The following is a 25,035-nucleotide window of genomic DNA, read 5'->3' as shown; positions in this document are numbered from 1 at the left end:
CCGGCCGGTGCGTCGGTCCGAGCCGCCAGGGCACGCCTGACCGTGCGGGAGGGGTCCGTCGCCATGGCTTCGAGAACCTCCGGGGGCGTGGCGGGATCGCTTGCCACGGCCGACCGGATCTGGGCCTTCCTATGATGGGCGCGTACGTCCAGATCGGCCTTACTCGTGTCGCCGTCCATTCCCTGGTCGCCTGGCTTCCGCATCCGTCGGTCCTTCCTCCGCCATGTGAGGAGCATGATGGCAGCCGGCACCGACAACGGGAGCGTGGACGCCAAGCGATGAGGGAACGCCCGAGGGCATCGATCAAGCCGATTGCCGGCAGCCATTGTTCTCTGGGGGACCAACTGACTGCTGTGGCTTCCGTCATGTGAAGGTCCGGTCCATCGCCTCCGCCTCGCCGCGCAGGACCGGGCGGATCTGCTCGCGGTAGGCCGTTTCTGCCACAGCGGTCCCGCCGCACGTTGTGGGAGTCCGGGGGAGTGCCGACAAGGGAGGTGAAGACGAGATCGTTCTCCACCCACTTCGTCCACGTCACCTCGTTTCCTGGCGTGCTGGGTCCGGTGCCCGCAGGGCTCCGACGCGGCGCGAGGGGCCTCCGTGACTATCCGCGTCGTGGTTTCGCCGCCCTCTCGAATGGAGCGTCATCCGGTGATCCGCAGGGAAGTGTCGGTGCCCGGCTTGCCGTCCGTTGTCGTCCTGTCCCGGTAACACCAGGCCGCGGAGGGTGTCACGAGATCTCGTGACCCCCTCCGCGTTGCTGGGTGATTACGCGCCTTGACGCACACCACCCGGGGGGCAGCCCCTACTCTTCTCCGGAAACGGTGTGCCTCTCGAGCTCACCGACATCGCCGCCTTGCTCCTCGAGACCGGCCCGTACGGCTCCCCTGCGACACGAACCCGCCGGTCGGCATCACCGTCACACGAATGTCGTGATGGCACGCACAACCCTCTCCGCGAGGTGACCAGGCTCCGGACGAGTACGGCCGACCCACAGGATCATCGGCTCGCCCGGGCGATGACCTCCTCGGTCGTCAGCGGCGCCCTGGGGTGATGGGTCAGACACAGGGGGGTACGCACCTTCGTGAACCTCGCGCCTTCAGGTGCGACGTAGAACTGGCCGCTGCGGAGCGAACCGATGTCATCGGCCCTGCCGCCTTTGACGCGGGCCATCGTTTTCGCGGCCTCGATCTGCACATCCGCATTGAGCAGGCCGTAGAACTGTGTCGCGGCGTTGCCCGGGATCCGGTTGTGCAGGCCCTTGGGCGCCTGAGTCGCGAACACCAGCCCGAGCCCGTATTTCCGGGCCTGGGACGCCAACGCGAGTGTGCTCTGCGTACACGCGGTCATGGTGCCCGAGGGGGCGAAGGTCTGCGCTTCGTCCATGACGAAGAGCCCGCCGAGGGGCCGGTCACCGGCGGGGTTCTTCTTGATCCAGGCGAACAGCGCCATCTGCAACTGGTTCACGAAGGACTGCCGCTCGAAGTCACCCTGCAGCCCCACGAAGCTGATGACCGAAACCCGGGCCCGCTTTCCCGCGGCCGGAGTGAGGAGCCTCCCCGGATCGACCGGCTCGCCTTCTCCTCCGAACAGTGGATCGGTCACGGCAGCGGCCCGGAGCACCTGGGCGAGCCCATCCGCGATCTTCGCCGCCCCGCTGATCTGGCTGATGTCCTCGGGGAAGTCCGCGAGCAGGTGTATCAGCCCGTCGAGGCCGCTGTTCTTGTACTTTCCGAAATGGACGACCGCCTCCATGAGCACCGCCCGGGCGACCTGGGACTTGCTGCTGTTGCCTTCAGCCTTCGCCCGTGGGGTGAGCGCCGCCATGGCGGCGTGAACGGCTTCGTTGAACTCGTCGACGTCGTCCCGGACGCTGGAGAAGTCGGGCAACGGCTGGAAGGCCAGCGGACGGCCCTTCTCCCTGCGTGGTGTCCAGACCACGACATCGGTGTCCGCGATGTAGCGAGCCGCCCGGTCCTCATCCCCAGGGCCCCAGGCGGAAGGTGCTTCGGGCCATGCGTCGCCGAGACGGGCGAGGTCGTTGTTCGGATCGAGCACGATCGAGGACACGCCCTGAAGAGCGCACTCCTCGATGATCCGCCTGATCAGGACCGTCTTTCCCGAGCCGGATCCCGCGAAGATCGCAACGTGCTTACGGAGCGCCTCCAACTCGACGGAGACCGGGTGGCCGCCATCGTCCGAGCGTCCCACGGTCAGCGACGGCACCTCGGCCGGCCTGTTTTCCGGAGAGCCGTCCGAGGTACCGGTCTCGTGAGCCGGAAGAGGCTTCGCCTGCGCGGGTGGCTCCTCAGGTGCTTTCGGGGCCCGGGGCTCCTGCGGAGCGGTCGGATCCGGCCAGTCATCCAGGGCCTCCTTGAGGAACCTGAGGTCGGCGATGGGTTTCCTGCTGGCGATCCACTGGTCGAGGTGGGCGACACTCTCCGCGAAGAGATCCCGCAAGGCGCACAGTACCTTGAGGTCCTCTTCGTCGGCCGCGATCACCCGGCCGCCCCTGGCGAGAAAGTCGGCGACCGCTTCCTGGGTGACCGGCCCGGAGTTCCACGGAATGTTCCGGACGATGATCAACCGGCGCTTGGGGCTCTCCTCCGCGAGACCGGCTTTGAGAGCCGCCTTGCGGAGCCGGGTCAACGCCGCGAGATGGTGCGTGGCGGCGATGCCGCGGAACGCCCAATGGATCTCGTCCTCGGTCGCCTCGTTCAGGATCTGCCTGAGACCGGCGTGAAGAGAGGTCTTCCGGCCCATCGGCGGGTCGACCCGGTAGCGCGCGGACGTCCCGCGCTGCTCCACGATCCAGGCCCGGAGGCCCGCCGAGATCAGGCCGGGAAGAACCGTGTCCTCCAGTTCGGTGTCCAGCGCTCCACTGATGTCGGCCGAATCGGCCAGCATCGCGAACTTGATGTCGATCGCCCGGAGCGCTTCCTCCTCGGGTTCACGCTTCGCAGGAGGATCGTCGAGGTTCGCGAGCGGGTCGAGGTTGTCCAGCTCGGTGATCTCACCGTCCTTGTGCAGGCACTTCTGGATGTGCTCGTGGAGACGTGCCAGGATCTGACGCGGGGTGTAGAACGGAGCCTTCGCGAAGGCCTCCGGTTTGATCGGCCACGTCGGATACGGCCGGTCGAAGCCGATGTCCGTGAAGTGCTCCGCGAGTCGCACGGTGACGAGCTCCGCCCCGACCTCGGGGGTCGGGATGCGCCGGAGGAACGTGGCCTTCCGGAAGCGGTCCTTGAAACTTCTGACGGCCAGGTCCTCAAGGATCGTCCACGTCTCCGGCAGGCAGGACAGAACCGTCAGGGTTCGGCTGGACACCTCGCGGAGGCTGGTCAGCCCGTGAGCGAACTGGAGAGCCGCCGAGGTCGCCGGAATGCTGGAGCCGCCCTCGGTGAAGAGATTGCTCTGCGCGATGAACGTGTCGAGTTGGTCGAAGGCCATGACGCTCGGGCCGGTCAGTGCCAGCAGCCGCGAGATGTCACGGACGATCTCCTGCGGGGATTTGCGGACCTGCCGGAATCCCCACCCCAGCCGGTAGCGCTCGCCGTCCTCGATCGAGCAGATGTAGGACTCGCCGATGTCCACCAGGGCATCGTCACAGGCCCCCAGGAGCACGAGAGCCCGGGCGACGTCCTGCGTCTCTCTGCCGACCCGGCGATCGATCCCGTACAGGGCCTTGATGAACAGATCGAGATCTTCGCGGGTGACCGGCTGGTTACCGATGATCGTCTTCTGGGTCTTTCGCGGGAGCTGCATCAGGCCCGTGAGATTGCGCAGGAACCGCTTGAGCTGGGTCTCCTCGTCCGTGCCCACCCGGGCCAGCCCGTCCTGGATGGACACGACGGCGCTTTCCCAGAAGTTGCGGGCGTCGAGAACGTCCATCAGGAAGAAGTAGCCGTCGCGCTGGACGGTCTGCTCACGCAACCAGCTCATCAGGTGCGTCTTCCCGCTTCCGGCGCCACCCTCGAGGACCACCCCGATCGGGCTGGTCACGGGAGAGTCGGCGGCGGCGTCCAGTCCCGAGCGAAGGGCGTGGGAGGCCTCCGGGTGCATTCCGGGCACGTGGAACGGAACCGGCTGCCAGACGTCCTCGCTGGCGTTGACGGTCGAGAAGCTCTTGAGACTTTTCAGCGCGTACCATTCGGTGACCATCGTCACGCCCCGACGCGGAACTGATGGTTGGGTGTGCTGCCGATGACGATCGCGGCTTCGTGGTCCTCGGGCCTCAGGTCGCCCACGATCGCGACGGGCTCGATGTCCACACGCCCCGCCAGCATCATGGCGCGCATGACGTCGTCCTGGAGATCCCGATCGATGTCGGTCAGGAGGGCTCGCAGCTTGGTCATCGAGACCCACCGGCCGGCACCGGGTGTGATCTTCGCATAGGCCTTGCGGATCCGGCCCTCCACCTCCTCCGGTGACACCGGCGACACCGTCGTCGCCGGTGCCCGGACGGGTTCCTCGATGACCGAGGTCGCTGCTTTGGACACCAGGAGGGATCGCAGGTACAGAAGGGCCAGCGCCTTGCCCGACCGGGAGGACACCGGGATTCCCTTGCGTACCTCCTCGATGGCGCGCTCTTCACCGGCCGGTGTGATCGTGTACCAGAAAGCTCGTTTTCTGGTCTCCGACTCGATCAGCTTGGCATCGACGAGACCCGCACGGTTCTTAGGTGTGAGCTCCAAGCCCCATTCATCCTTCAGTCCCTTGTGGGGCAACGGGGTTCCGAGCTCTCTCAGCACGAGCAGAGCTGCGACCTGGCGGTACGTGAGTCTTTCTTCGGACATCAGCCTGCTCTTTCGCTCACCCCGAGGCGTCGTGCCCGGAGGAATTCATTGATGTGACGCAAAACTTCCGATAGGTCGCTCATCACCTGCTGGTTGGTGAATCGCAGCACCGTGAACCCGTCACGTTCCAGGTGCCGGTCACGAATCCGGTCACGCTCTCTTTGGGCGGACGTCGCGTGTTCCGGTCCGTCGAGTTCCACGACGCACTTCTCCCGGAGCCATATCAGATCCGTACGGATCATGACGAACAAAGGGTCTTTGGATTTGTACGTCTGATTCCAGATCCGGCCATGAGCCCAGTCGCATTCCGCCAGGGCCGCCTCCAGTGCCTGCTCCACGGTGCTCCCCGGGTGCGGCCTTCCGGCGATCGGCGGCACTCCCACCGTCGCGGTGAGCGGCGGAGCCGTCAGCTTTCCGGCCAGTCTCCTGACCGCTGCGGGTACCTCCAGGTGGAAGGTTTCGACGCGGCGCAGTTCGGGGCCGACGAGCCAGACCCCCATACCGCTCCGGTGCGCCAGCCATTCGCATCCGGCGACCAGGATCGTCTCCCCGTGGGAGGTCAGCTTCTCCGGCACGTAGACGACCAGCGCCGCCGATTCGCGGCCGAACGTGGAGGCGATGACCCGGGCCAGACCGGCGGCCCGCCACTCCGCGGGGAACGATCGTCCCTTCGGGCCGGGCCGTCCGGGGACCAACGGGCCGCGGTGCCGGATGGCCCGGGTGGCGAGGTCGGCCAGGAACGGTCCGAAATGACGGCTGCCTGATGCGAGGCGCGTCGCGAGGATCCTCGCCGCCTCCACTCCGCCACCGCCGGGGCCGGAAAGCTTCTCCCCTCCGGGTAACCAGGCCGGGAAAAGCCCGATGGCCAGTGTTTCCAGATCGCAGAGAATGGAGTCCACCATCTCTGAGACGGAATAACCTTCGGTTGCGGCGTAGGTGATGACGGCGGGGCCGGTCTCGGGGAGGGGATTCAGCGCCAATTCCATCACATTGGCGTCAATGGTGGAATCGACTCCAGCGAGGCGGAGCAGCCTCCCGACCGGGAGATCGCCCCACGGCAATGGCACACCGACCCCCTGTGGACACTCCTCCGAAACGTGACTTTGCGAAGGGTATAGGGAACGCGAGGTGATGGGCGGAAAATCCAAAGATGTCGCTCGTTCCGGGGGTGACAAAACCGTCCAAACGGTCACTCTAGGCGTGTGTATTCCGCCTTGTCGTCCAAGGACACCTTCGAATGGCCTACCTGCGGACGATCGACCAGGTGCCGTTGGCCTTGATCGATGCGTACCGGGTGCCCGGGGGCAGCGAAACGGTACCGTTGTAGGAGCCGACCTTGTTGACGACCAGGTTGTGGGTGCGGCCGTTCGCGTCCAGCGTCCACACCGCGAAATGACCGTCGCCGCTGTGACGGATCCTCAGGCGGTGCAGACCGCGGCTGGTGCTGCTCAGCCGGAGCACGTCATCCCCGGTGCCGCGGCTGGTGATCGACCAGGAACGCGCCTTCGTCAGGGGCAGCACCTGCAGGGTCCAGGCGCCGTCGGCCTTGATGCTGAACGCGGCGGTCCTGTTGGACGTGCCGGTGTTGAACGCGGAGGTTCCCTTGTAGGCGCCGACCTGGTTGGCGAGAAGATCGTCCTCTCTGCCTGACGGAGCGAGGGTCCAGACCGCGAGGTGGCCCTCCCCGTTGTGGGTGATCTTCACGATGCCGGGCCTGGTCGTCGTCCGGACCCGCAGAAGCTGATCACCTTCTCCGCGGTAGATCGTCGCGGCCGACGTCCGTACGGTCGCCGCCGCTTGGGCGGGGGGAGCGAGCAAGGCGGCGGATGCCAGTGCGGCGAGAACGGCGAGGGTGCGAAGGGGTCGCATGAAGGTACTCCAGGGGCAGAAGATGCGAACGGGAGAAGACGCCGCCGGATACGCCCCGGTTGCCTGCTCATGGTGGCCGGGTCAGGCCAATGGAGCTTCCCGCATGTCAGGCCGGTGCGACGTCTTGGCCCGGGGAGGAGGACCGAGCCCCGGTGGTCTCATCCCGTTTTCACGCGCCGGCTCGCTCCCGGAACGCGGTGGGAGCAGGGAGATCACCGCGCGAACCGGAGGAGGCGGTGCACACGGTGTCGCGGACACCGCACATCTCCGCCGGTCGCACCGTCCGGCGTGCCCGCGTGGTTCTGGCGCGGCTCACGCCCCACGCCGACCTCCCTGAGGTACGAGGGCCGCCGGTCCGCTCCCGTGAGCGCTCGAGGCGGCCGAGGGCCGGTCCCCGTACGGACCCGCCGATCAGTCCTCCAGGGGTTCTGCGCCGAGGAACCGCAGCTCCAGCATCTCCGGGGAGAACGGAAGACCGGTGATCCTGCCGGCCAAGGCGAACGAGCGCTCCATCGGGAGGTCGATGTGCGAGCCGTCGTCCTCGATGTCGTACTCGGGGCCCAGGCCGACTTCGCGCATCTCCTTGACGAAGCGGTCCGGATCGCTGCCCGACCGCGCGTCCGGAAGCATCGGGTCGAACCAGACGACCGGCTCCCCGTCGACGATGTAGGCGAAGGTGTCCGAGGCGTAGGTGTGACAGCAGACCGACACGACCTCGGTTCCCCGCCCGACCCGGGCCATGACCTCGGAGTCGACGGCGAGCTTCCATCCTCCGGGTTCGATGACCAGGGTCCAGTCGCCGACCTTCACCGCGCCGACGTAACCGGCCGCGTCGTCGCTCATGCCCTCCGCCGAGCGCTCGCCCAGCTCGTCGGACGTGACCTCCTCCATGGTGCTCTCGTCCACGCCGAACCGGCGGAGGACCTCTTCCGGGGCGAGCCCCCGGACGAAGGACACGCAGTAGATCTCGTCCAGTACCTCGTGCTCGGAGAGCCGGGGGAGTTCTGCGGGGGTCTGTGTCATCACCGCTCCTTTGATCAGGTAGCGGCATGATCGCAGTGATCGCCGACAAAAGGGTCCGGCCTCCGGCCGTCGGGGGAGTGCCGAGTTTCCTGCCGTCGTCGGGGTGGTCGACGGGTTCCCGCTCGCGGACGGCCGCATGCCGATCACCAGGGCGGTGGGCCGGTCGTGAGGAGGGCTCGGGAGCTGAGACACCACCAGTAGGCCCGGTTGGGCCCACCTGGAATCGAACCAGGTAGAAGGAAGCCCCCGAATGGCCTCACGACCGGGATGCGAGGAAGGCGGGAAGGCTGGATCTTTACCAGAAAAGTGAGAAGGAAGCCCTCCCATGGCCTCGCGGTCCGCACTTTATCAGGCGGGGATCAGCTCGTGCAGCGTCCCGGGCGTGTACACCCGCGTGCCCGCCGGCAGGCCGGCCGGTGCCTGCAGGCCGATGTAGGTGGTGTGCCCGCCCGCCGGACCCTTCCGCCGCAGCAGGCCGGCCAGGTACCGGACGCGCAGGTGGTCGCGTTCGACGATCGAGCGCACCAGCGCGGAGGTCGTGAGGCGGTTGCCCTCGACCTGGTTGAAGCGGGGCGCACCCTTCAGGTAGAGGTGCAGCCACTTCACCCGCCAGGCGCCGCCGTCGCCGCGCAGGAGGACGAACGGCAGGGCGACCCGTCCCGATCCGCGCAGGTCGGACTTCATCCGCACGGTGCGCGGCTCGAACGGCATGCCCTCCTGCTCGGCGTCCCTGGTCATGTAGCCGAAGAACGCCTCGGCGGCCTCGTCGAACGCCTCACCGGTGTAGATGTGCACCTGCGGGATGACGATCGGCCGGGTCGCCCGCGCGAGGCGGACGTCGATGAACTCGCTCGCCCCCTCGGGGGCGTCGACGAGGTCGCCGGAGTACTCGGCGAAGCCGTTGCCGAGGTTCGTCCACGAGACGTGCTCGGGATCGTCGTAGGAGGCGTCCAGCATCAGGGCCGACAGGTCGTAGTCGGTGCGCCGTCCGGCCTGCCGCCAGTGGACGAAGAACCGCAGCGACTCCCCGTCCACCGCCGACAGCGAGCCGCGCGGCAGCATGCCGAGCCCGGGTGCGACGGCCTTGCCGGACAGCGGCAGGGCGATGTCTAGCGCCTCGGGATCGACGATCAGCGTGCCGGGGTCGGGAAGGCGCCGGGTGATCTCCTCGTCGAGCAGGGCCACCGCCCGCGACACGACGTCCTCCTCGATCGGGGGGCGGGCGTCGGCCGCCGTCCACGCCCTGCCGTGCCGGTTGACGAAGACCCGTCCGGCCGCGGGGGTGAGCCGGTTCTGCAGGTGCTCGCGCAGCGACAGCAGGACCCGGCCGGAGGCGCCCGCCGTGGCCCTCTCGGCGGCGTCCAGCACGGCCGAGGCCGGCGATCCGGTCCGCAGCAGGTGGTCGAGACGGCGCAGCAGCGCGCCGGGGCTCCTCTCCAGCAGGTCGACCGCCTCGCCGGTGCGGCCGGCCGACAGGGCCTCCTCCACCCGGCTGTCGAGACCGCGCGCCCGGCGCACGCCTCTGGCGACCTCGAAGACGTGCGCGGCGCGCGGGAGGTGCGGGTGCTCGCCGGGGTGGAGCCGTTCGCCGAGCCGCTTCCACTGCTCGCGGTACCGCGGGACGTCGCCGAGCCTCGCGGGGGAGGCGACCGCGTCCAGGGCCTGCAACAGGGTGCGGCGCTCGGCCCGGCGGAACGAGCGGAACCGGGTGGGGACGGCCAGCGTGACGTCACCGCCGGAGCAGCCGCAGGCGAGCCGGAGCACGTCGGTCACCGTGTCCACGAGCAGCGGGCGGCCCGCGGCCAGGCGCACCTCGTTGACGACGGCGCGGTTCTCGCGCACCGGGATGCGTTCGGGTTCGTCGGCGCAGGACGCGGCCAGCGACCGCAGCGCCGTCAGGTCCTCGGCCGGAAGCGGGACCTCCGAGCCCGCCAGCGAGTGGTAGAGGTCGCGCACCTCCGCCTCCAGGCCCCCGCCGAGCTCCAGCACGGTCACCCGGTCACCGGCCAGCGGGACGAGCTCGGCGTGCGCGGCCAGCAGGTCGGCGTAGGTGTGCCGGTAGCGGCCGTAGCCGGGCAGCGTGAGCAGGTCGAGCACCGGCGACGGGACGGGCGTGGCGGCGACCGGGTCGAGCATGGCCTGCCGCAGCAACCCGGCCCAGAACTCCAGGGTGTCGGGCACGTTCCTCGGGAAGTCGATGAAGTACACGTTGTGCCGGACGTGGTCGCCGACCAGGTGGCGGACGGCCGCCAGGACCCGTACCCCGAGATCGACCACCGTCTCCCCGGGCAGCCTGCCCAGGCGGTCGAGCAGGGCCGCCGAGCACGTGAAGCCGACGCTCAGCAGCGCGGCGTCGAGCTGGCGCGCGGCCACCTCTCCCCAGCCGGGGGTGGTGGCCGCGGGGGCGTCGACGGGAACCCGAAGCCGCCTGGTGATGACGAGGCCTTCCAGACTGTCCACGGATGCACCTTATAGCCGGTACGCGTCCGGGCCCCGCGGGTTTTCCGCGCCCGGACGGCCGTCCGGGCGGGGTCGGCCACGTGCGCGAAGCGGATCGGCGCGCCCCCGTCCTGCGGGGCGGGGGCGTCGCCGGGTCAGCGGTGCTGCCGTCCCCAGTGGCGCAGGACGAAGCCCGCGACGACGAGGAACAGCAGGACCAGCGCGATGTCCAGGGGGTTCACCATGCCGGGCCCACTGCCCCGCCGCGGGGGGCCGTAACACGTCCGGCCCGTCCGGTCGCGAGAAATCCCTAGTAAATATGTAGGAATAGTTGGTATTCTCTTCTCAGCGGCACACGCTGCGATGCGGCCCACCCGCACACGCCCATCGAAAGGTGTCAGAAGATGACTCGGCTCCATGACCACGAGACGCCCGCCGTCACCGGCGACTCCTACCGGCACATCGACGTCACGCGGGTCGGCGGCGTGATCGGCGCGGTCGTCGGCGGCATCCGGGTGGGCGGCGACGTCGACGCGGCGGCGGTCGCCGAGCTGCGCACCGCGCTGCTGCGCCACCGCGTGGTCTTCCTGCGCGACCAGCAGCACGCCACCGACGCCGACCAGCACGCGTTCACCGCCCTCCTCGGCACCGTCACCAAGCCCCACCCGACGGTGACCGGCGACGGCGAGGCCGTGCTCCCGATCGACTCCGAACAGGGCAAGGCCAACAGCTGGCACACGGACGTGACCTTCGTCGACCGGATCCCGGCGATCAGCGTGCTGCGCGCCGTCACGCTGCCGCCCTACGGCGGGAGCACGGTGTGGGCCAACACGGTGGAGGCGTACCGGCGGCTGCACCCCGGCCTGCAGGCGCTGGTGGGCCGGCTGCGCGCGGTCCACTCGAACCTGTACGACTACGCGGCGCAGACCCCGACGATCGGCGGCGTCGACGTCAGGGAGCAGAAGTACCGCGACCAGTTCCGCAGCAGCGAGTTCGAGACCGAGCATCCCGTCGTCCGCATCCACCCCGAGACCGGTGAGCCCTCGCTGCTGCTCGGCCACTTCGTCAGGTCGTTCACGGGCCTGAGCGGCACCGACTCCGACGAGCTGTTCGCGCTGCTGCAGCGGCACGTCACCCGCCTGGAGAACACGGTGCGGTGGAACTGGCGCGACGGTGACATCGCCATCTGGGACAACCAGGCCACCCAGCACTACGCCGTCGCCGACTACGACGACCTGCCGCGGCGTCTCCACCGCATCACGGTGGCCGGCGACGTCCCGATCGGCATCAACGGCGACACCAGCGTGGTCCGCAAGGGCGACGCCGGCGCCTTCTCGCCCATCGCCGCCTGAGCGACGGCCCGTCCGGTCGCGCAAAGGGCCGGAGGGATCGCCGGTCGTCCCGGTTCCCGAGACGTTCATCAGCGTCTCTCAGCCCGCTCACAGGCCGGCCCTGGGAGCCTGGTGCCGACGAGACGCCCCGCCGGGTCGTCGCCGGGACCGGCGCGGCCGGCGGGGCGTGCCCTGTGCGGGGCCTGGTCGTGGCGGTCCGCCCGCGCCGCCCACGCCTCGTCCGACGGTACGGGAACGAGGGTGCGGCCATGGCGTTGCGGACGCGGTTCACGGAGCTGCTCGGGGTACGGCATCCGATCGTGCTGGCGCCGATGGGAGGGTCGGCCGGTGGCGCGCTGGCGGCGGCCGTCTCCCGCGGGGGCGGGCTCGGCATGCTGGGCTCCGGGGACGGGGAGCGGGAGTGGCTGGAGCGCGAGTCGTCGATCCTGGCCTCGGGAACCGACCGGCCCTGGGGGGTCGGTTTCCTGACCTGGGCGGTCGACGCCGGCGCGGTGGAACATGCGCTGGAGTACGCCCCCCGGGCCGTCATGTTCTCCTTCGGCGACCCCGGCCCGTTCGTGGAACCCGTCCTGCGGTCGGGGGCGGTCCTGATCGTCCAGGTCACCGATACGGAGGAGGCCCGGCGCGCCGTCGACCTGGGCGCCGACGTCGTCGTGGCGCAGGGGACCGAAGCCGGTGGCCACGGTGCCCGGCGCGGGCGTTCCACGCTGCCGTTCGTCCCCCTCGTGGTGGATCTCGTCGCGCCGGTGCCGGTGCTGGCGGCCGGTGGGATCGCCGACGGCCGCGGCGTGGCCGCGGCCCTGGCCCTGGGCGCCGCCGGTGCCCTGATCGGCACCCGCTTCCAGGCCACCGCCGAGGCCCTGGTCGATCCCGCGATCACCAGGGCGATCGTCGAGGGACGGGGGCGGGACACCGAGCGCAGCAGCGTGCTGGACATCGTCCGCGGCTCCGGGTGGCCGCCGGAGTACACCGCCCGCACCCTCGGCCACCCCTACCTCGATCGCTGGCGTGGCCGTGAGGCCGAGCTCGCCGCCGACCCCCGGGCCGGGCGGGACTACCGGGAGGACCTGGCCCGGGGTGTCATCCCCCCGCTGCCGGTCTGGGCCGGCGAGGCCGTCGACCTCGTCACCGACCGGCCCTGCGCGGCCGACCTCGTCGCCACCCTGGCCGCCCAGGCCGAGGACGCCCTCGGCCGGGCCGGAAGGCGCTGACCGGGTGGAGATCCGCACGAGAAGCCGTTCCGGCGACCGCACGACCATGCTCCCGGCCGGACGGTGGCGGCGGTGGGAGGCGTGAGCGGAGCGGCCGCCGTCGTCGCGCCCGGCGGTCAGCCGACCGAGGGCCGGTCGTGGTGAGATCGCCGGCGAGGTTCGCGCTGACATGGCCGACAGCCTGGCGGACCAGGTCGTGGTCGGGGGAGCGGTGCTGGTGACGCCCGCCGACGTGATCCCGGCCGTGTTCGCCATCGACAGGGTCGTGGTGACGCACGCGATGTCGAGGAGCTCCGCGTCGTCGTGACCGATCACCACGATCTGGCGCTCGTCCGTCGTTCGAGCACAGACCGGAAGGACGGGTGTCCCAAGTTTCCGGACACCGTGCGGTTCCGGACGCGCGGACGGACGGGACGGGTCGGCACAGTCGGACCATGACGAACCCCCCTCTCGCCCACGGCGCGGACGGCCACCGGCGGGCCCTTCCCGGCCGCGCCGGGGCGGCGCTCCTGCACCGCTGTCCAGGTCGGGAGCCGGGTGGCGTGGTGGGTGACAGGGGAGTCCACCACGGCACGCGGGGAGGCGGCGGTTGACCGCCGGTCCGGGCCCCTGTATAAAACCACTTGGTTATTGAACGAAGGGGTTATGCACATGAGCCCGGACCTGCTCGACGCGACGTTCGCCGCGCTGGCCGATCCGACGCGGCGGGCCATCCTGGCCCGGCTGGCCTCGGGGGAGGCCACGGTGACGGAGCTGGCCGCGCCGTTCCGGATGAGCCAGCCGGCCGTCTCCAAGCACCTCAAGGTGCTGGAGCGGGCCGGCCTCGTCTCGCGCGGCCGCGACGCGCAGCGGCGGCCGGTCCGGCTGGAGGCGCGCTCGCTCAAGGCCGCGACCGACTGGCTGGAGAACTACCGCACGTACTGGGAGGAGAGCTACCAGCGGCTCGACGCGCTGTTCGGCGAGCTCAAGGCCGAGGAGGGCACCCGCGGGGGGAAGCCGGAAGGGGCCTCGTGAACGGCGCCGGAGCCCTGGAGGTGACGACGCCGAACGACAGGGAGATCGTGCTGACCCGCGTCTTCGACGCCCCCCGGCGCATGGTCTTCGACGCGTGGACCAGACCCGAGCTGCTCGTGCGGTGGTACGGCGCCCGCGGCTGGAACCTGGTCGTCTGCGAGGTCGACCTGCGCGTCGGTGGCCGCTGGCGCTTCGTGTCCCGCGGCCCCGGCGGGGCGGAGATGGGACAGAGCGGCGTGTACCGGGTGGTCTCACCCCCCGGCCGCCTGGTCCACACCGAGACGTTCGACGACCAGTCGTACCCCGGGGAGACGCTGGTCACCCACGCGTTCACCGAGCGGGACGGCAGGACCACCCTGACCAGCACGGTGCTGTACGCCACCCGCGAGGGCCGCGACATCGTGCTCGGCTACCCGATGGCACGCGGCGTCGCCGAGGGCTACGACCGGCTCGCCGGGCTGCTCGCCCGGACGCCCGGCCGGCCCGGGGACCCGCGACCGGAACACGACCCCCTGGCCGGGACCGGCCGGGGACACGCGACGAAAAGGTGAACGATCATGAATTGGACGCTGGAAGTGGTGGTGGTCCCCGTCTCGGACGTGGACCGCGCGAAGACCTTCTACGCCGAACGGCTCGGCTTCACCGTGGACCACGACACCAGGGTCGGTGACGAGGTGCGCATTGTGCAGCTGACCCCTCCGGGGTCGGGCTGCTCGGTCGTCATCGGCAAGGGGTTCGTCGAGAACATGCCGCCGGGCTCGCTCCGGGGGTTGCAGCTGGTGGTCCCGGACATCCACAAGGCACACGCCGAGCTCGCCGGGCGCGGGGTGGAGGTCGGCGAGATCCAGGTCCTGGGCGAGAGCCCGACGCCCATGCCCGACCCCCTCGACAACGTCGGGTTCTTCTTCTTCAGCGACCCGGACGGCAACGGCTGGGCCGTGCAGCAGATCTCCGACCGCGGGTAGGGCGGGCCCGCGCGGGCCGGACCGGGGAGGGGCGCGCCATACCGGCCGGGCATGGCCGGTAACCCCGCGGGCGGCCGGGACGATCTCGTGGTCGTCGGTCGTCGGTCGTCGGTCGTCGGTCGTCGGTCGTCGGTCGTCGGTCGTCGGTCGTCGGTCGTCGGTCCCGGCTCCGGCGAGGGGAGCCGGGACCCGGCGCCCGGGTGGCGTGCACGGCGTGACGCGGGGGCTCCGGCCGGGGGAGACCCGCGGGCGGCGCCGGGGCCCCGCGGGGCTCAGGCGTAGAGGAACCAGTAGCCGTGCTCGGGGTTGCAGGTGTACGAGGTCCACCAGCCGCTGGAGATGCCGAGGTTCCCCACCCGGTGGCAGTCCCAGTCGTAGTAGTAGACGTTCCTGAGGGTGGCGGCCTCGGCCGGTGCCGCCCCGAGGGCGACCGTCAGGCCGCCGGCCAGAATCACCGAGGCGAGCAGGGCACGTGCTTTGGCCATGAGTCCTTCTTTCCCGTGCGCGAGGGGCGTTCCACCGGAAGGCCCCGTCTCTCCCCCCGTGACGGCGGGCACCGGAAGTATCACATCGGCGATCATCCGGGTACAGATCACGTCCGGTCGTCCCGGCCGGTGGGGGGGAGGTGCGCAGGTGGGGGCGGGGGACGGGCCTCGGCGCGGTGAAACGTTCACCGCCCCTTCCCGGGAGCCGTCGTCGAGGAAGCCCTGCCCCCGGAAGAGGAAGCCCTGCCCCCGGAGGCCGCGTCCGGGCGGCGCACCCCGAAGTTCGCCCGCGAGGGACGCCCGGGGGAGCCGTCACGGGGGCATCAGGGGGCGTCAGGGGGCGTCAGGGGGCGTCGCGAAAACGTCAGGGTGTCCCCACCCGGCGCAGTTCCAGCAGTTCGCTGCGGTAGTCGGGGCCGTTGGGGAGCCAGGAGGGCAGGATGAGCCCGTGGGCCGTCAGCGTGCGGCCGTGCCAGCGGGAGCCTGCCGGCGCGGTCGTCCCGGCCTCGCTCGTCACGACCTCGTAGACGGCCTCGGGGTCGAGCCCGGCCAGGCGCAGCCGCCTCGGTGGCCGCGCGTCCAGCGTGAACGGGTTGTAGGCGAGCACCACGACCCGGTCGTCCAGGACGTACTGCACGGCCGAGGCGGTCAGGCCGGGCGTGCCCGCCAGGCGGTACAGGCGGCCGTGCTGCACGACCGGGCGGATCGCCTTGTAGGCCGCGACCAGGCCGGCGGCCTCGGCCAGCTCCTCGGCGCTCCACGTCGTCAGGTTCCCGCCGATGCCCAGGATCCCGGCCATCGCGACGTGGAATCGGTAGCGCAGCGGCACCCGCCTGCGGGTGTGCGGGTTGGGGCTGTCGGTCACCCAGGCCGACATCGTCCCGGCCGGGTACAGGTACGAGAAGCCGTGCTGGATGGTCTGCCGGTCGCGGGCGTCGGTGTTGTCGGAGGTCCACACCAGGTCGGTGCGGCGCAGCACGGCCAGGTCGACCCGGCCGCCGCCCCCCGAGCACGACTCGATCCGCAGGCCGGGACGGCGCCGGCGCAGCTCGTCCATGACGGCGTGGACGCCGTCGGTGTGCTCGATCCAGAGCATGTCCGCGCGCTCCCCGGCCTCGGGCCAGCCCGCCTGGCTGAAGCTGCGGTTCATGTCCCACTTCAGGTAGGCCAGGCGGTACTCGCCCACCAGGCCGTCGAGCCAGCCGACCGCCCACTCGCGCACGTCGGCACGGGCGAAGTTGAGCACGAGCTGGTTGCGCATGGTGTCGCGGCGCCGCCCGGGGTGGTGCAGGACCCAGTCCGGCCGGTCGCGGTACAGGTCGCTGTCGGGGTTGACCATCTCCGGCTCGACCCAGAGCCCGGGGAGCATGCCGAGGGCACGGACCCCGTCGAAGAGGCGGGTGAGCCCGTCGGGGAAGCGGGCCGGGCTGGGCCACCAGTCCCCGAGGCCGCGCGAGTCGCGGTCGCGGGTGCCGAACCAGCCGTCGTCCACCACGAACAGCTCGGCACCCAGTTCGGCGGCCCTGGCGGCCAGTTCGAGCTGGCCCGCCTCGGAGACGTCGAAGCCGGTGGCCTCCCAGGAGTTGTAGAGGACCGGCCGCTCCTCGTCCGGCGCGGGCAGGACGTGGCCGCGGGTGTACGCGTGCCAGGCCCGGCTCGCGGCACCGTACCCGCCGTCGGAGTACAGGCCCAGCGCGGACGGGGTGCGCAGGCGCTCGCCCGGCGCCAGGTGCGCCTGCGGCCCGTCGTGGCCGGAACCGCAGGTCACCGCGACGTCACCCTCGGACCGGTGCTGCGCGGTGAGCCGCCAGGAGCCGCTCCAGGCCAGCGCCACGGTCCACACCTCGCCGCTCTCCTCGGTGGCGTCACCGGCGTCGATCATGATCCACGGGTTGGCGCGGTGGCCGGTGGTGCCGGTCCTGCTGGTGAACGTCGTCTCCCCGACCGGCAGCCCGGTCCGCTGGAGCTGCGTCTCGCGTCCCCACGCCCCGAACACCCCGGTACAGCGGTGGGCGGGCCGCTCGGGAAGGACCCAGCTGCCGGAGTCGAGCCTGCCGAACCGCACCGGGGCCGCACCCTCGTTGGCCACCGTGACCCACCGCTCGACGACGTCGGTGTCCTCGGCGCAGCGCACGTGCAGGCCCACCCGCAGGCCGTACGCCTCGTCGCGCAGGACCAGCTCGATCTCGCCGGGCCCCGTGACGGCCTCTGCGTAGGACAGCTCGACCGAGCGCACCCCGCCCTCGTAGACGGCCTGCAGCGACGGCACCCCCCAGCGCCGCCCGCCGTCCACCGGCAGCAGCTCGTCGACGTCGCGCGGGTCGAGGAACCCCGTCTCCTGCCGGGGGATCGGGAACCGTGCGGCCTCGGCCAGGGCCGCCTCGGGCAACCTCGGCCCCCAGTACCACTGCACGACGCGGACGTCGGTGTCGGCGTCGGCGCCGGCCTCCACGCCGAACAGGTACGTGGAGGCCGGGGTGACGGCCGCCCAGGTGCGTTCGGCCACCGGGATGATGGGCATGCTCTGCTCCGCTCGTGAGGGGCCGCCGCCGGCACCGGCGGGACGGCGGGACGCCGAGAAGGTCCTGGCCAGACACTAACGGGCCGGGAACGCGGTGGCCGGCGGCCGGGCGGTCAGGACGGCGGGGCCCCCTCGCGGCCCTCGCGGGAGCCCTCGTACGCCCGCTGCCGGAACCGCGCCAGCCATCCGGGCAGGCGGAGCTCGGGATGGGCGTTCAGGACCGGGTCGAAGGAGACGTCCGGCAGCGGGGGCCCGCCGTCGACCGTCAGCGTCGCCAGGGTCCACGGCCGCCCGCGCGAGGGCAGGGCCCGCAGGTGGAAGGTGAGGCGGCCACCGCTCAGCCGCGCGAGATCAGGCGGCACCGGCGGGCCCGACGGGTCGGCCACCAGGCGGAGCCTTCCCTTGCGGTGCACGTAGGAGACGAGGGTGGAGTACCGCCCGGCCGTGAAACCGCCGCGCGGGAAGGGCAGCCGGTCCAGCAGCGGGAGCGGGGTGCAGGTGGACAGCAGCAGGTCGAGGTCGCACCCGGGCCCGGCGCCGTCCGGGACGCGTACGGCCAGGCCGAGCACGTCGGGCAGGGCCCCCGGCGTCGAGGTCGACTTGGACAGGCGGACGGTGACCTCCGTCCGCCCCGGCCGGTCCAGGACGCCGACGCCCAGGGGCCTGGACGTCTCCGTGCCGACGGCCAGGACCCCGTTCAGGGTGACGCCCGCGGGGTGCAGCGCCCTTCGTCCCCGGCGCGTCCTGGCGACCGTGCGGGCGAGACGACGGGTCACGCTGTCACCGTGCCTGAGCACGGCCGAGCTCGGTGATGACATCCGGGATCCGTGCCCACCGGCGTGGCCGTGACACCTTTCGTCCCGGGCCGTCTCCCACGGGCCCGGCCGGGGCCCGGCTTCCCTCGTCCAAGCCGGGACCCGGCCGCTCAACCGGTGGCGAGCCGCTCGGCTTCGTGGTGCAGCACCTCGACCAGGATCAGTTCCAGACGAAGGTCCGGATCCGCGAGGATGTCCGACGGTGTCATCACATACCTCCAGCCTCGCAGGTGGGGACGCTCCGCCGGGCCGTGCGGTTACCCGTCATAGCGGGCCGGTATGGGGACGCCCGCCATCATGCGTCCCGTCCCCGCCACCGCCCGTCCCCGCCACCGCCCGTCCCCGCTACCGCCCGTCCCCGCCCTTGCCCGTCCCCGCCCTTGCCCGTCCCGCCCCACCGGCCCGCCGGTTCGGCGCGCGTCAGGTCGTGCCGGGCTCCGCCCAGTAGAGCGTCCCGGAACCGCTCAGTTCGACCGGCCCGTACGAGGCGGGCACGAACACCGACTCGCCGGTACGCAGGGTGTGCCCGCCGCCCTCGACCTCACCGGCGGTGCAGAGCAGGATGCGCGGCAGCCCGCCCCGCAGCACGAGGCCGGAGCCGGGCACGGCCGTGCCGAGCCGGAACTCGGGCGCGGGGGTGCGGTAGAGGCCGTCCTGCGGCTCGATCCGCAGCGCCGGGACCGAGGGGTCGGTGACCCGCAGCAGTTCCTCCACGTCCATCGGCTTGCCGGTCAGCCCGGCGCGCAGCACGTTGTCCGAGCCGCCCATGATCTCCACGCCGAAGCCGCTGAGGTAGCAGTGCAGGACCCCCGCGCCGAGGAAGATCGCCTCACCCGGACGCAGGTCGTGACGCCGCAGGAACAGCGGTGCCAGGCAGGCCGGGTCCTCGGGATGGATCCCGGCCAGCCGGACGACCAGCTCGTGGTCGGGGCCGCCGTCGGCCGCCGCGGCCCGCGCGATCGCGTCCAGCAGCTCGGCCCTGCCCTCCTTGGGCCACTCCACCAGCGCGCGCAGCGCGGCGGAGGTGTCCCCGGCCGCCAGCGGGGCGACGATCGGCTCCAGCGCCGGCAGGCCCAGCCCGCCGATGAGCGCGGCGGCCTCCCCGGGCGGCCGGAACCCGGCCAGCGCGGTGAACGGGGTCAGCGCGCAGATCAGTTCCGGCTTGGGGAACGGGTCGACGTAGGTGCCCCGGGCGAAGCCCTCCTCGGCCTGCTCGCGCGAGGGGTGCACCTGCAGCGAGAGCGGCAGGTCCACCGCGATCAGCTTCAGCAGGTACGGCAGCCGGGAGCCGAACCGCTCGACGGTCTCCGGGCCCAGCTCGGCCACCGGGTCGGCGGCGACCGCGTCGGCGAGCGAGTGCCAGGTCCCGTCCCGCAGCACCGACGAGGATCCCGACGGGTGGGTGCCGAACCACATCTCCGCCTCGGGCCGCTCGGCCGGGGACGGCCGCCCGGTCAGCGTGGCGATGGCCGTGTGCGATCCCCAGTCGTAGTTCTTCACCGGGTTGCGCAGCGGGCCGATCGTGCCGGCCGTCGCACGGGCGGCGGGGATACGGGAGTCGTTCATGATCGTCTTATGTCCCTGGGTCCGTGAGGGGGGCCGAATGAGTAGCGCAGAACGCCGATGCTACGCGCCTCGCCTGCCCGGTTCCCCGGGGAACGTCGATAGGGGGGCACGGGCGTCCCACCCCTGCCGTAGGTCCGAGATGAGGGGTTTCCAGGTGATACGGGGTCATGAAGACTCCGCTGGGAAAGGGCCCTGACGCGTCCATGGCCTCACCGTTCCCGCCCCTCGCGCGCCGTTTCGCGCGAGGGGCCACCCCGGAAGGAGACAGTGAGATGAGCATGCGCCCGCTCGGAATCGACGGTGCGTGGGTGTTCGAGCCGAAGGTGTACCCCGACGACCGGGGCAGCTTCCACGAGTGGTTCCGCGAGGGGGACCTGCGGGAGGCCGCCGGTCAGGGGATGTCCCTGGCGCAGGCGAACTGCTCGATCTCGCGGCGGGGTACCCTGCGCGGCGTCCACTTCGCCGACGTCCCGCCGAGCCAGGCCAAATACGTCACGTGCGTCCGGGGCGAGGTCTTCGACGTGGTCGTCGACATCCGGGTGGGATCGCCCACCTTCGGGCGGTGGGAGGCGGTGCTCCTGGACGACGAGGAGCACCGCGCCGTCTACATCTCCGAAGGGCTCGGGCACGCCTTCATGGCGCTGTCCGACGACGCCACCGTGGTGTACCTCTGCTCCGAGGGGTACGCACCCGGACGCGAGCACGGGATCGACCCGATGGACGCGGAGCTGGGGATCGAGTGGCCCGTGGGGGTGAAGCCCCTGCTGTCGCCCAAGGACGCCTCGGCCCCGACGCTCGCCGAGGCCCGCCGCTCGGGCCTGCTGCCGCGCTACGAGGAGTGCGACATGCTGTACGCCAAGCTGCGCAGCTGAGACCGCACCCCACCGGGCCCGCCCGTACACCGGAGCGGGCCCGTCCGCCGTCCTCGCCGCGCCGTCCCGTGCGCCGTCCCGCGCACCGGGCGGGGCGGCGCACGGGACGCGGGGTCAGAGGGCCCGCACGCCCGCCTTGAGCGGCTCCCACCAGGCGCGGTTGTCCCGGTACCAGTCCACGGTCTCGGCCAGGCCGGTGGTGAAGTCCTTCGCCGGCCGGTAGCCGAGCTCTTTCTCGATCTTGCTCCAGTCGACCGAGTAGCGCCGGTCGTGGCCCTTGCGGTCCTCCACGTAGGCGATGCTGCTCTCGTCCGCGCCCAGCGCCTCCAGCAGCAGGTCGGTGAGCTCCCTGTTGCTCAGCTCGGTGCCGCCGCCGATGTTGTAGACCTCCCCGGGACGGCCCGCGGTGCGGACCAGCTCGATGCCCCGGACGTGGTCGTCCACGTGCAGCCAGTCGCGCACGTTGAGACCGTCGCCGTACAGCGGGACCTTCAGCCCGTCGAGCAGGTTGGTGATGAACAGCGGGATGACCTTCTCCGGGAAGTGGTGGGGCCCGTAGTTGTTGGAGCAGCGGGTCACCCGCACGTCCAGCCCGTGGGTGCGGTGGTAGGAGAGCGCCAGCAGGTCACCGGCCGCCTTGGAGGCCGCGTAGGGGGAGTTGGGGCTCAGCGGGTCGGTCTCCGGCCAGGACCCCTCCGCGATCGACCCGTACACCTCGTCGGTGGAGACGTACACGAACGTCGCCCGCCTGCGCAGCGCCGCGTCCAGCAGCGTCTGGGTACCCACCACGTTGGTCCGCACGAACGCGTCGGCACCGAGGATCGACCGGTCGACGTGGGACTCGGCGGCGAAGTGCACCACCTGGTCGTGCGCGGCGACGAGCTCGCCGACGAGCCCGGCGTCGCAGACGTCGCCCTGGACGAAGGCGAAACGGTCGCTGCCGCGGACCGTGTCGAGGTTGGCGGGATTGCCGGCATAGGTGAGCTTGTCCAGAACCGTGACGGTCTCTGGGCCGTCCGTACCGAGAAGGGTACGCACGTAGTGGGAGCCGATGAATCCGGCGCCCCCGGTGACGAGAATTCTCATCGGAGATGCACCTCGCTGTGATCGCTGACGGGAGACCTGGTTCCGGGACCGCAGGCGCCACGGGGCGATGCCCCTCTGTTCACGCGCGGGCGCCCGAATTACGGCACATGTCCCGGAACGGCTTTCAGCCGCGTTTCATCGTCACGGAATTCACGGGCCGCGCCTTCGACTGTAGGGCGCGGGATGCGGGGTGAGAAGCCCTGACCGGGGAAAAACAAATCACCGGCCGGAAATAGGGGGGCGAGGGGAGAGGGTAGGGGGTTGATGCCCTCTAAGAGCCGTGTGAGTCTTCCTCTACCGGCCGGATTCCCATCTGATCGACCTTCACCGGCAGGATTCGTCATGAAGGGCTTTTCCATGAAAGGCATTATTCTCGCAGGCGGTCACGGCACGAGGTTATATCCTCTGACTCTCGCCGTATCGAAACAGCTCCTGCCGGTGAATGACAAGCCGATGATCTATTATCCTTTGTCGGCGCTCATGCTCGCCGGCATCCGGGAGATCCTCGTCATTTCCACCCCGGGGGACCTGCCGCAACTGGCCCGCCTGCTGCGCGACGGCTCGCACCTCGGGCTCGACATCAGCTACGCCCAGCAGGACGAGCCCAAGGGCCTGGCCGACGCCTTCGTCATCGGCGCCGACCACATCGGCCAGGACCCGGTGGCGCTGGTGCTCGGCGACAACATCTTCCACGGCAACTCCTTCTTCGACATCCTGCAGACGGAGACCGCGAACGTGGACGGCTGCGTGCTGTTCGGCTACCCGGTCAGCGACCCCGAGCGGTACGGCATCGGCGAGACCGACGCCGATGGACGGCTCGTCTCGATCGAGGAGAAGCCCGCCAGGCCCCGCTCCAACAGGGCGATCGTCGGCCTCTACCTCTACGACAACGACGTGATCGACATCGCCAAGAACCTGCGGCCCTCCGCGCGGGGCGAGCTGGAGATCACCGACGTCAACCTCACCTACCTCGAACAGGGCAGGGCACGCCTGCGCGACCTGGGCAGGGGGTTCGCCTGGATCGACGCGGGAACGCCGGAGTCGATCGTCCAGGCCACCCAGTACGTGCAGGCGCTGGAGAACCGGCAGGGCGTGCGCATCGCCTGTGTCGAGGAGATCGCGCTGCGCATGGGCTTCATCGACGCCGAGGCCTGCGACCGGCTGGGGGCCGAGCTCTCCGCCTCGGCGTACGGCCGCTACGTGCGCCTCGTCGCCGCAGAGTTCCGCTGAGCCGGGCCTTCGCGCCCGGACGGCGCGGAAGGGATCCGCGCCGGGCCGGCGGGCCACGCCGGCCGAACACACCGACCGGGAGGTATTCCAGGTGAGCGTCTCTCTCGAACAGGGCGGGCACGAAGGCGGGACGGACGTCCGCGTCCACACCGCGGCCGTCGCGGCCGTCGCGCCGCCGCCCGCGGGCGCGTACGTCGACATCACGCTCGAAGGCGGGCCCGCCGACATCCCGCGGACCGTGCGCGTCGACGACGCGACGGCCGCGTACGGCAAGATAAAGGTCCCGTGGGGGAACGGCTACGAGCACTTCGAACGGCCCGTCACGCCCCCCGCCGTCGCGCTGTCCCCCGTGTCCCCCGTGTCCCCCGTGTCCCCCGTGTCCCCGGTGTCCGCCATCGCCGACGCCGTCTCCTCCGACGTGCCCTCGGCCGTGCCCTCCGACCTGCCCTCCGACCTGCAGTCCGTCTCCGACGTCCCGGGTCCGGTGGTCTTCCGCTGGACGACCCGGACGAGAATCGCCGAGTAGCGCGGCCGTGAACCTCGCCGGCACCCCCCGCCCGCGCCGCGGGCCGTCCGGGAAGGACCTTCCCGGACGGCCCGCGGCGCACGGCCTCCTCGGTGTCGCCGACGTCACCGGTGTCACCGGCGTCGCCGGGGTCATCGAGGCCACCGGGGTCACCGGGGTCACCGGTGCCCGGTACGGCGTTCCGGCGGGGTGGCTACGTCATCAGGCCGCGCGCGGCGTCCGGCTCGGCCTGCCCCGCCCCGTCCACCGGCCCGGTCCCGCCGGCCTGCCGCGCCACGTCCACCGGCTTCGCCCCGTTCACCCGCGCGGCCTCTCCCGCCGGTCCGGTCCCGCGCGACGGTCCCCTGTCCGTGCCCTCGATCAGGACGGCGAGACCGTCGAGAAGGTGCCGCAGGCTGAACTCGAACCACTTGTCGATGTCGATCGCGTCGCCCTGCTCCGCGTACAACCTGGACAGCATGGGGAACTGCCCGGACTCCAGGATCTCCAGGAGCATCGGCGTCTTGGAGGCACGCCACTGCCTGGTGGTGACGCCGGTGCGCCGCTCGGCCTCGACCTCGTTCACCAGCAGCAGCGCCGCCCCCTGCACCTGCGCGCTGACCATGATGGCGACCCAGTGCATCGTCGTGGGATCCAGCCCGAGCCCGTCCATGGCGCGCATCGCCCACTCCACGTCGGCCAGCACGTTCGGCCCGATCGGGGGCTGGGGGGTGGCGATGACCCGCAGCGCCCACGGATGCCGGGAGTACATCCCCCACTCCCGCCTGGCCGCGACCTCCAGCCGGGTGCGCCAGTTCCCCGGCAGGGTGGTGGGGTAGGAGCTCTCCCCGAACACCGCGTCCACCATCAGCTCGACGAGCGCGTCCTTGCCCGACACGTAGCGGTACAGCGACATCGTGCCGGCGCCCAGCTCGGCCGCCACGCGGCGCATGGACAGCGCGTCCAGCCCCTCGCTGTCGGCGATCTGGATCGCGGTGCGCACGATCCGCTCCGTGCTCAGACCGGCCGGTGGCTCGTGGTGTTCCCCCACCTCCTCCCGGGCGCGGGGCGGTGGATGCTCGCCGACGGACCCGCTCCTGTCCCACACGGCGGGAGAGGTGGCCCGCAGCGTGGGGGCCGCGGCCCGCTCCGCGCTCCGGGCCCGATAGGCCCGCGCCTGGCAGGCGCGGGAGCAGTACCGCGGGCGTCTTCCCCGAGGTGGAGCCTGCAGCGGCTTCCCGCACTGTGCGCACGTCAACATGTGGTCCCCGTCCGGTTGCGGCATACCC

21 protein-coding genes and 1 pseudogene are annotated in these 25,035 nt (G+C 71.2%); 9 read left to right on the top strand and 13 right to left on the bottom strand.

The window, feature by feature from the left end:
• Window positions 1-56: 56 nt before the first annotated feature.
• The 7 genes and pseudogenes from ABD832_RS42385 to ABD832_RS33960 form a co-directional block, all read right to left on the bottom strand.
• Window positions 57-179 (bottom strand): annotated as a pseudogene (locus ABD832_RS42385) (hypothetical protein); the annotation flags it as partial.
• Window positions 180-996: 817 nt separating this feature from the next.
• Window positions 997-4,158, bottom strand: a complete 3,162-nt coding sequence (locus ABD832_RS33985) for an ATP-binding protein (RefSeq protein ID WP_344904470.1) — start codon at window positions 4,156-4,158, stop codon at window positions 997-999.
• Between the two features lie 2 nt (window positions 4,159-4,160).
• Window positions 4,161-4,793, bottom strand: a complete 633-nt coding sequence (locus ABD832_RS33980) for a hypothetical protein (protein WP_344903878.1) — start codon at window positions 4,791-4,793, stop codon at window positions 4,161-4,163.
• Complete coding sequence (locus ABD832_RS33975; RefSeq protein ID WP_344903876.1) at window positions 4,793-5,779, bottom strand: endonuclease domain-containing protein; 987 nt, start codon at window positions 5,777-5,779, stop codon at window positions 4,793-4,795. Before ABD832_RS33975 ends, ABD832_RS33980 begins: the two co-directional genes overlap by 1 nt.
• Before the next feature lie 256 nt (window positions 5,780-6,035).
• On the bottom strand, window positions 6,036-6,662 hold the full coding sequence (locus ABD832_RS33970; RefSeq protein ID WP_344903874.1) for a proprotein convertase P-domain-containing protein: 627 nt from the start codon (window positions 6,660-6,662) through the stop codon (window positions 6,036-6,038).
• A 411-nt stretch (window positions 6,663-7,073) separates the two neighbouring features.
• The gene (locus tag ABD832_RS33965) at window positions 7,074-7,685 is read right to left on the bottom strand and encodes a DUF6461 domain-containing protein (protein ID WP_344903872.1); all 612 of its coding nucleotides are present in this window, start codon (window positions 7,683-7,685) and stop codon (window positions 7,074-7,076) included.
• Window positions 7,686-8,033: 348 nt separating this feature from the next.
• Window positions 8,034-10,145 carry a TerD family protein gene (locus ABD832_RS33960; protein WP_344903870.1) on the bottom strand — a complete coding sequence of 704 codons (2,112 nt, stop codon included), beginning with the start codon at window positions 10,143-10,145 and terminating at the stop codon, window positions 8,034-8,036.
• A 383-nt stretch (window positions 10,146-10,528) separates the two neighbouring features.
• Here ABD832_RS33960 and ABD832_RS33955 point away from each other — a divergent pair, with 383 nt between their 5' ends.
• The 6 genes from ABD832_RS33955 to ABD832_RS33930 all read left to right on the top strand — a co-directional run bounded on the left by ABD832_RS33955 (window position 10,529) and on the right by ABD832_RS33930 (window position 14,666).
• Window positions 10,529-11,476 (top strand): TauD/TfdA dioxygenase family protein, encoded by a 948-nt coding sequence (locus ABD832_RS33955; protein ID WP_344903867.1) that lies wholly within the window; start codon window positions 10,529-10,531, stop codon window positions 11,474-11,476.
• A 248-nt stretch (window positions 11,477-11,724) separates the two neighbouring features.
• Window positions 11,725-12,687, top strand: a complete 963-nt coding sequence (locus ABD832_RS33950) for an NAD(P)H-dependent flavin oxidoreductase (RefSeq protein ID WP_344903864.1) — start codon at window positions 11,725-11,727, stop codon at window positions 12,685-12,687.
• A gap of 169 nt (window positions 12,688-12,856) precedes the next feature.
• Window positions 12,857-12,994, top strand: a complete 138-nt coding sequence (locus tag ABD832_RS33945) for a hypothetical protein (protein ID WP_344903861.1) — start codon at window positions 12,857-12,859, stop codon at window positions 12,992-12,994.
• Window positions 12,995-13,338: 344 nt separating this feature from the next.
• Entirely contained in the window at window positions 13,339-13,701 is a 363-nt protein-coding gene (locus ABD832_RS33940) for an ArsR/SmtB family transcription factor (RefSeq protein ID WP_344903858.1), read from the top strand.
• A complete protein-coding gene (locus ABD832_RS33935; RefSeq protein ID WP_344903855.1) occupies window positions 13,698-14,252 on the top strand; it encodes an SRPBCC family protein in 555 nt (184 codons plus the stop codon). Before ABD832_RS33940 ends, ABD832_RS33935 begins: the two co-directional genes overlap by 4 nt.
• Before the next feature lie 6 nt (window positions 14,253-14,258).
• Entirely contained in the window at window positions 14,259-14,666 is a 408-nt protein-coding gene (locus ABD832_RS33930; RefSeq protein WP_344903852.1) for a VOC family protein, read from the top strand.
• A gap of 272 nt (window positions 14,667-14,938) precedes the next feature.
• Here ABD832_RS33930 and ABD832_RS33925 read toward each other — a convergent pair whose 3' ends face one another.
• From ABD832_RS33925 to manA, 4 genes are all read right to left on the bottom strand, one after another.
• Window positions 14,939-15,151 (bottom strand): hypothetical protein, encoded by a 213-nt coding sequence (locus tag ABD832_RS33925; protein ID WP_344903849.1) that lies wholly within the window; start codon window positions 15,149-15,151, stop codon window positions 14,939-14,941.
• A gap of 364 nt (window positions 15,152-15,515) precedes the next feature.
• The gene (locus ABD832_RS33920; RefSeq protein ID WP_344903846.1) at window positions 15,516-17,672 is read right to left on the bottom strand and encodes an alpha-galactosidase; all 2,157 of its coding nucleotides are present in this window, start codon (window positions 17,670-17,672) and stop codon (window positions 15,516-15,518) included.
• Between the two features lie 113 nt (window positions 17,673-17,785).
• Window positions 17,786-18,490, bottom strand: coding sequence for a hypothetical protein (locus ABD832_RS33915; RefSeq protein WP_344903843.1), 705 nt, complete (start codon window positions 18,488-18,490; stop codon window positions 17,786-17,788).
• Between the two features lie 417 nt (window positions 18,491-18,907).
• Complete coding sequence (gene manA, locus ABD832_RS33910) at window positions 18,908-20,053, bottom strand: mannose-6-phosphate isomerase, class I (protein WP_344903840.1); 1,146 nt, start codon at window positions 20,051-20,053, stop codon at window positions 18,908-18,910.
• 272 nt (window positions 20,054-20,325) lie between these two features.
• On the opposite strand from manA, the gene rfbC reads away from it, so the two are divergent.
• Window positions 20,326-20,925, top strand: a complete 600-nt coding sequence (gene rfbC, locus ABD832_RS33905) for a dTDP-4-dehydrorhamnose 3,5-epimerase (protein WP_344903837.1) — start codon at window positions 20,326-20,328, stop codon at window positions 20,923-20,925.
• A gap of 114 nt (window positions 20,926-21,039) precedes the next feature.
• On the opposite strand, the gene rfbB is transcribed toward rfbC, so the two are convergent.
• Window positions 21,040-22,011, bottom strand: a complete 972-nt coding sequence (gene rfbB, locus ABD832_RS33900) for a dTDP-glucose 4,6-dehydratase (protein ID WP_344903834.1) — start codon at window positions 22,009-22,011, stop codon at window positions 21,040-21,042.
• A 357-nt stretch (window positions 22,012-22,368) separates the two neighbouring features.
• On the opposite strand from rfbB, the gene rfbA reads away from it, so the two are divergent.
• The gene (rfbA, locus tag ABD832_RS33895) at window positions 22,369-23,241 is read left to right on the top strand and encodes a glucose-1-phosphate thymidylyltransferase RfbA (RefSeq protein ID WP_344904467.1); all 873 of its coding nucleotides are present in this window, start codon (window positions 22,369-22,371) and stop codon (window positions 23,239-23,241) included.
• Between the two features lie 91 nt (window positions 23,242-23,332).
• Entirely contained in the window at window positions 23,333-23,767 is a 435-nt protein-coding gene (locus tag ABD832_RS33890) for a DUF5988 family protein (protein ID WP_344903831.1), read from the top strand.
• A 193-nt stretch (window positions 23,768-23,960) separates the two neighbouring features.
• Here ABD832_RS33890 and ABD832_RS33885 read toward each other — a convergent pair whose 3' ends face one another.
• On the bottom strand, window positions 23,961-24,749 hold the full coding sequence (locus ABD832_RS33885; RefSeq protein WP_344903828.1) for a TetR/AcrR family transcriptional regulator: 789 nt from the start codon (window positions 24,747-24,749) through the stop codon (window positions 23,961-23,963).
• Between the last annotated feature and the right edge of the window lie 286 nt (window positions 24,750-25,035).

Source organism: Streptosporangium longisporum (genome assembly GCF_039534895.1).
Lineage (GTDB): Bacteria > Actinomycetota > Actinomycetes > Streptosporangiales > Streptosporangiaceae > Streptosporangium > Streptosporangium longisporum.
This window is presented reverse-complemented; position numbering and strand designations above follow the sequence as displayed.

What these genes read in the sequence shown, in the direction of transcription:
- ABD832_RS33930 (WP_344903852.1), top strand. Translation starts at nt 14,259, where the DNA reads ATGAATTGGACGCTGGAAGTGGTGGTGGTCCCCGTCTCGGACGTGGAC.
- ABD832_RS33950 (WP_344903864.1), top strand. Translation starts at nt 11,725, where the DNA reads ATGGCGTTGCGGACGCGGTTCACGGAGCTGCTCGGGGTACGGCATCCG.
- ABD832_RS33940 (WP_344903858.1), top strand. Translation starts at nt 13,339, where the DNA reads ATGAGCCCGGACCTGCTCGACGCGACGTTCGCCGCGCTGGCCGATCCG.
- rfbB (WP_344903834.1), bottom strand. Translation starts at nt 22,011, where the DNA reads ATGAGAATTCTCGTCACCGGGGGCGCCGGATTCATCGGCTCCCACTAC.
- manA (WP_344903840.1), bottom strand. Translation starts at nt 20,053, where the DNA reads ATGAACGACTCCCGTATCCCCGCCGCCCGTGCGACGGCCGGCACGATC.
- ABD832_RS33965 (WP_344903872.1), bottom strand. Translation starts at nt 7,685, where the DNA reads ATGACACAGACCCCCGCAGAACTCCCCCGGCTCTCCGAGCACGAGGTA.
- ABD832_RS33945 (WP_344903861.1), top strand. Translation starts at nt 12,857, where the DNA reads ATGGCCGACAGCCTGGCGGACCAGGTCGTGGTCGGGGGAGCGGTGCTG.
- ABD832_RS33920 (WP_344903846.1), bottom strand. Translation starts at nt 17,672, where the DNA reads ATGCCCATCATCCCGGTGGCCGAACGCACCTGGGCGGCCGTCACCCCG.
- rfbC (WP_344903837.1), top strand. Translation starts at nt 20,326, where the DNA reads ATGAGCATGCGCCCGCTCGGAATCGACGGTGCGTGGGTGTTCGAGCCG.
- ABD832_RS33955 (WP_344903867.1), top strand. Translation starts at nt 10,529, where the DNA reads ATGACTCGGCTCCATGACCACGAGACGCCCGCCGTCACCGGCGACTCC.
- ABD832_RS33980 (WP_344903878.1), bottom strand. Translation starts at nt 4,793, where the DNA reads ATGTCCGAAGAAAGACTCACGTACCGCCAGGTCGCAGCTCTGCTCGTG.
- ABD832_RS33915 (WP_344903843.1), bottom strand. Translation starts at nt 18,490, where the DNA reads ATGTCATCACCGAGCTCGGCCGTGCTCAGGCACGGTGACAGCGTGACC.
- ABD832_RS33970 (WP_344903874.1), bottom strand. Translation starts at nt 6,662, where the DNA reads ATGCGACCCCTTCGCACCCTCGCCGTTCTCGCCGCACTGGCATCCGCC.
- ABD832_RS33975 (WP_344903876.1), bottom strand. Translation starts at nt 5,779, where the DNA reads ATGGAATTGGCGCTGAATCCCCTCCCCGAGACCGGCCCCGCCGTCATC.
- ABD832_RS33925 (WP_344903849.1), bottom strand. Translation starts at nt 15,151, where the DNA reads ATGGCCAAAGCACGTGCCCTGCTCGCCTCGGTGATTCTGGCCGGCGGC.
- ABD832_RS33985 (WP_344904470.1), bottom strand. Translation starts at nt 4,158, where the DNA reads ATGGTCACCGAATGGTACGCGCTGAAAAGTCTCAAGAGCTTCTCGACC.
- rfbA (WP_344904467.1), top strand. Translation starts at nt 22,369, where the DNA reads ATGAAAGGCATTATTCTCGCAGGCGGTCACGGCACGAGGTTATATCCT.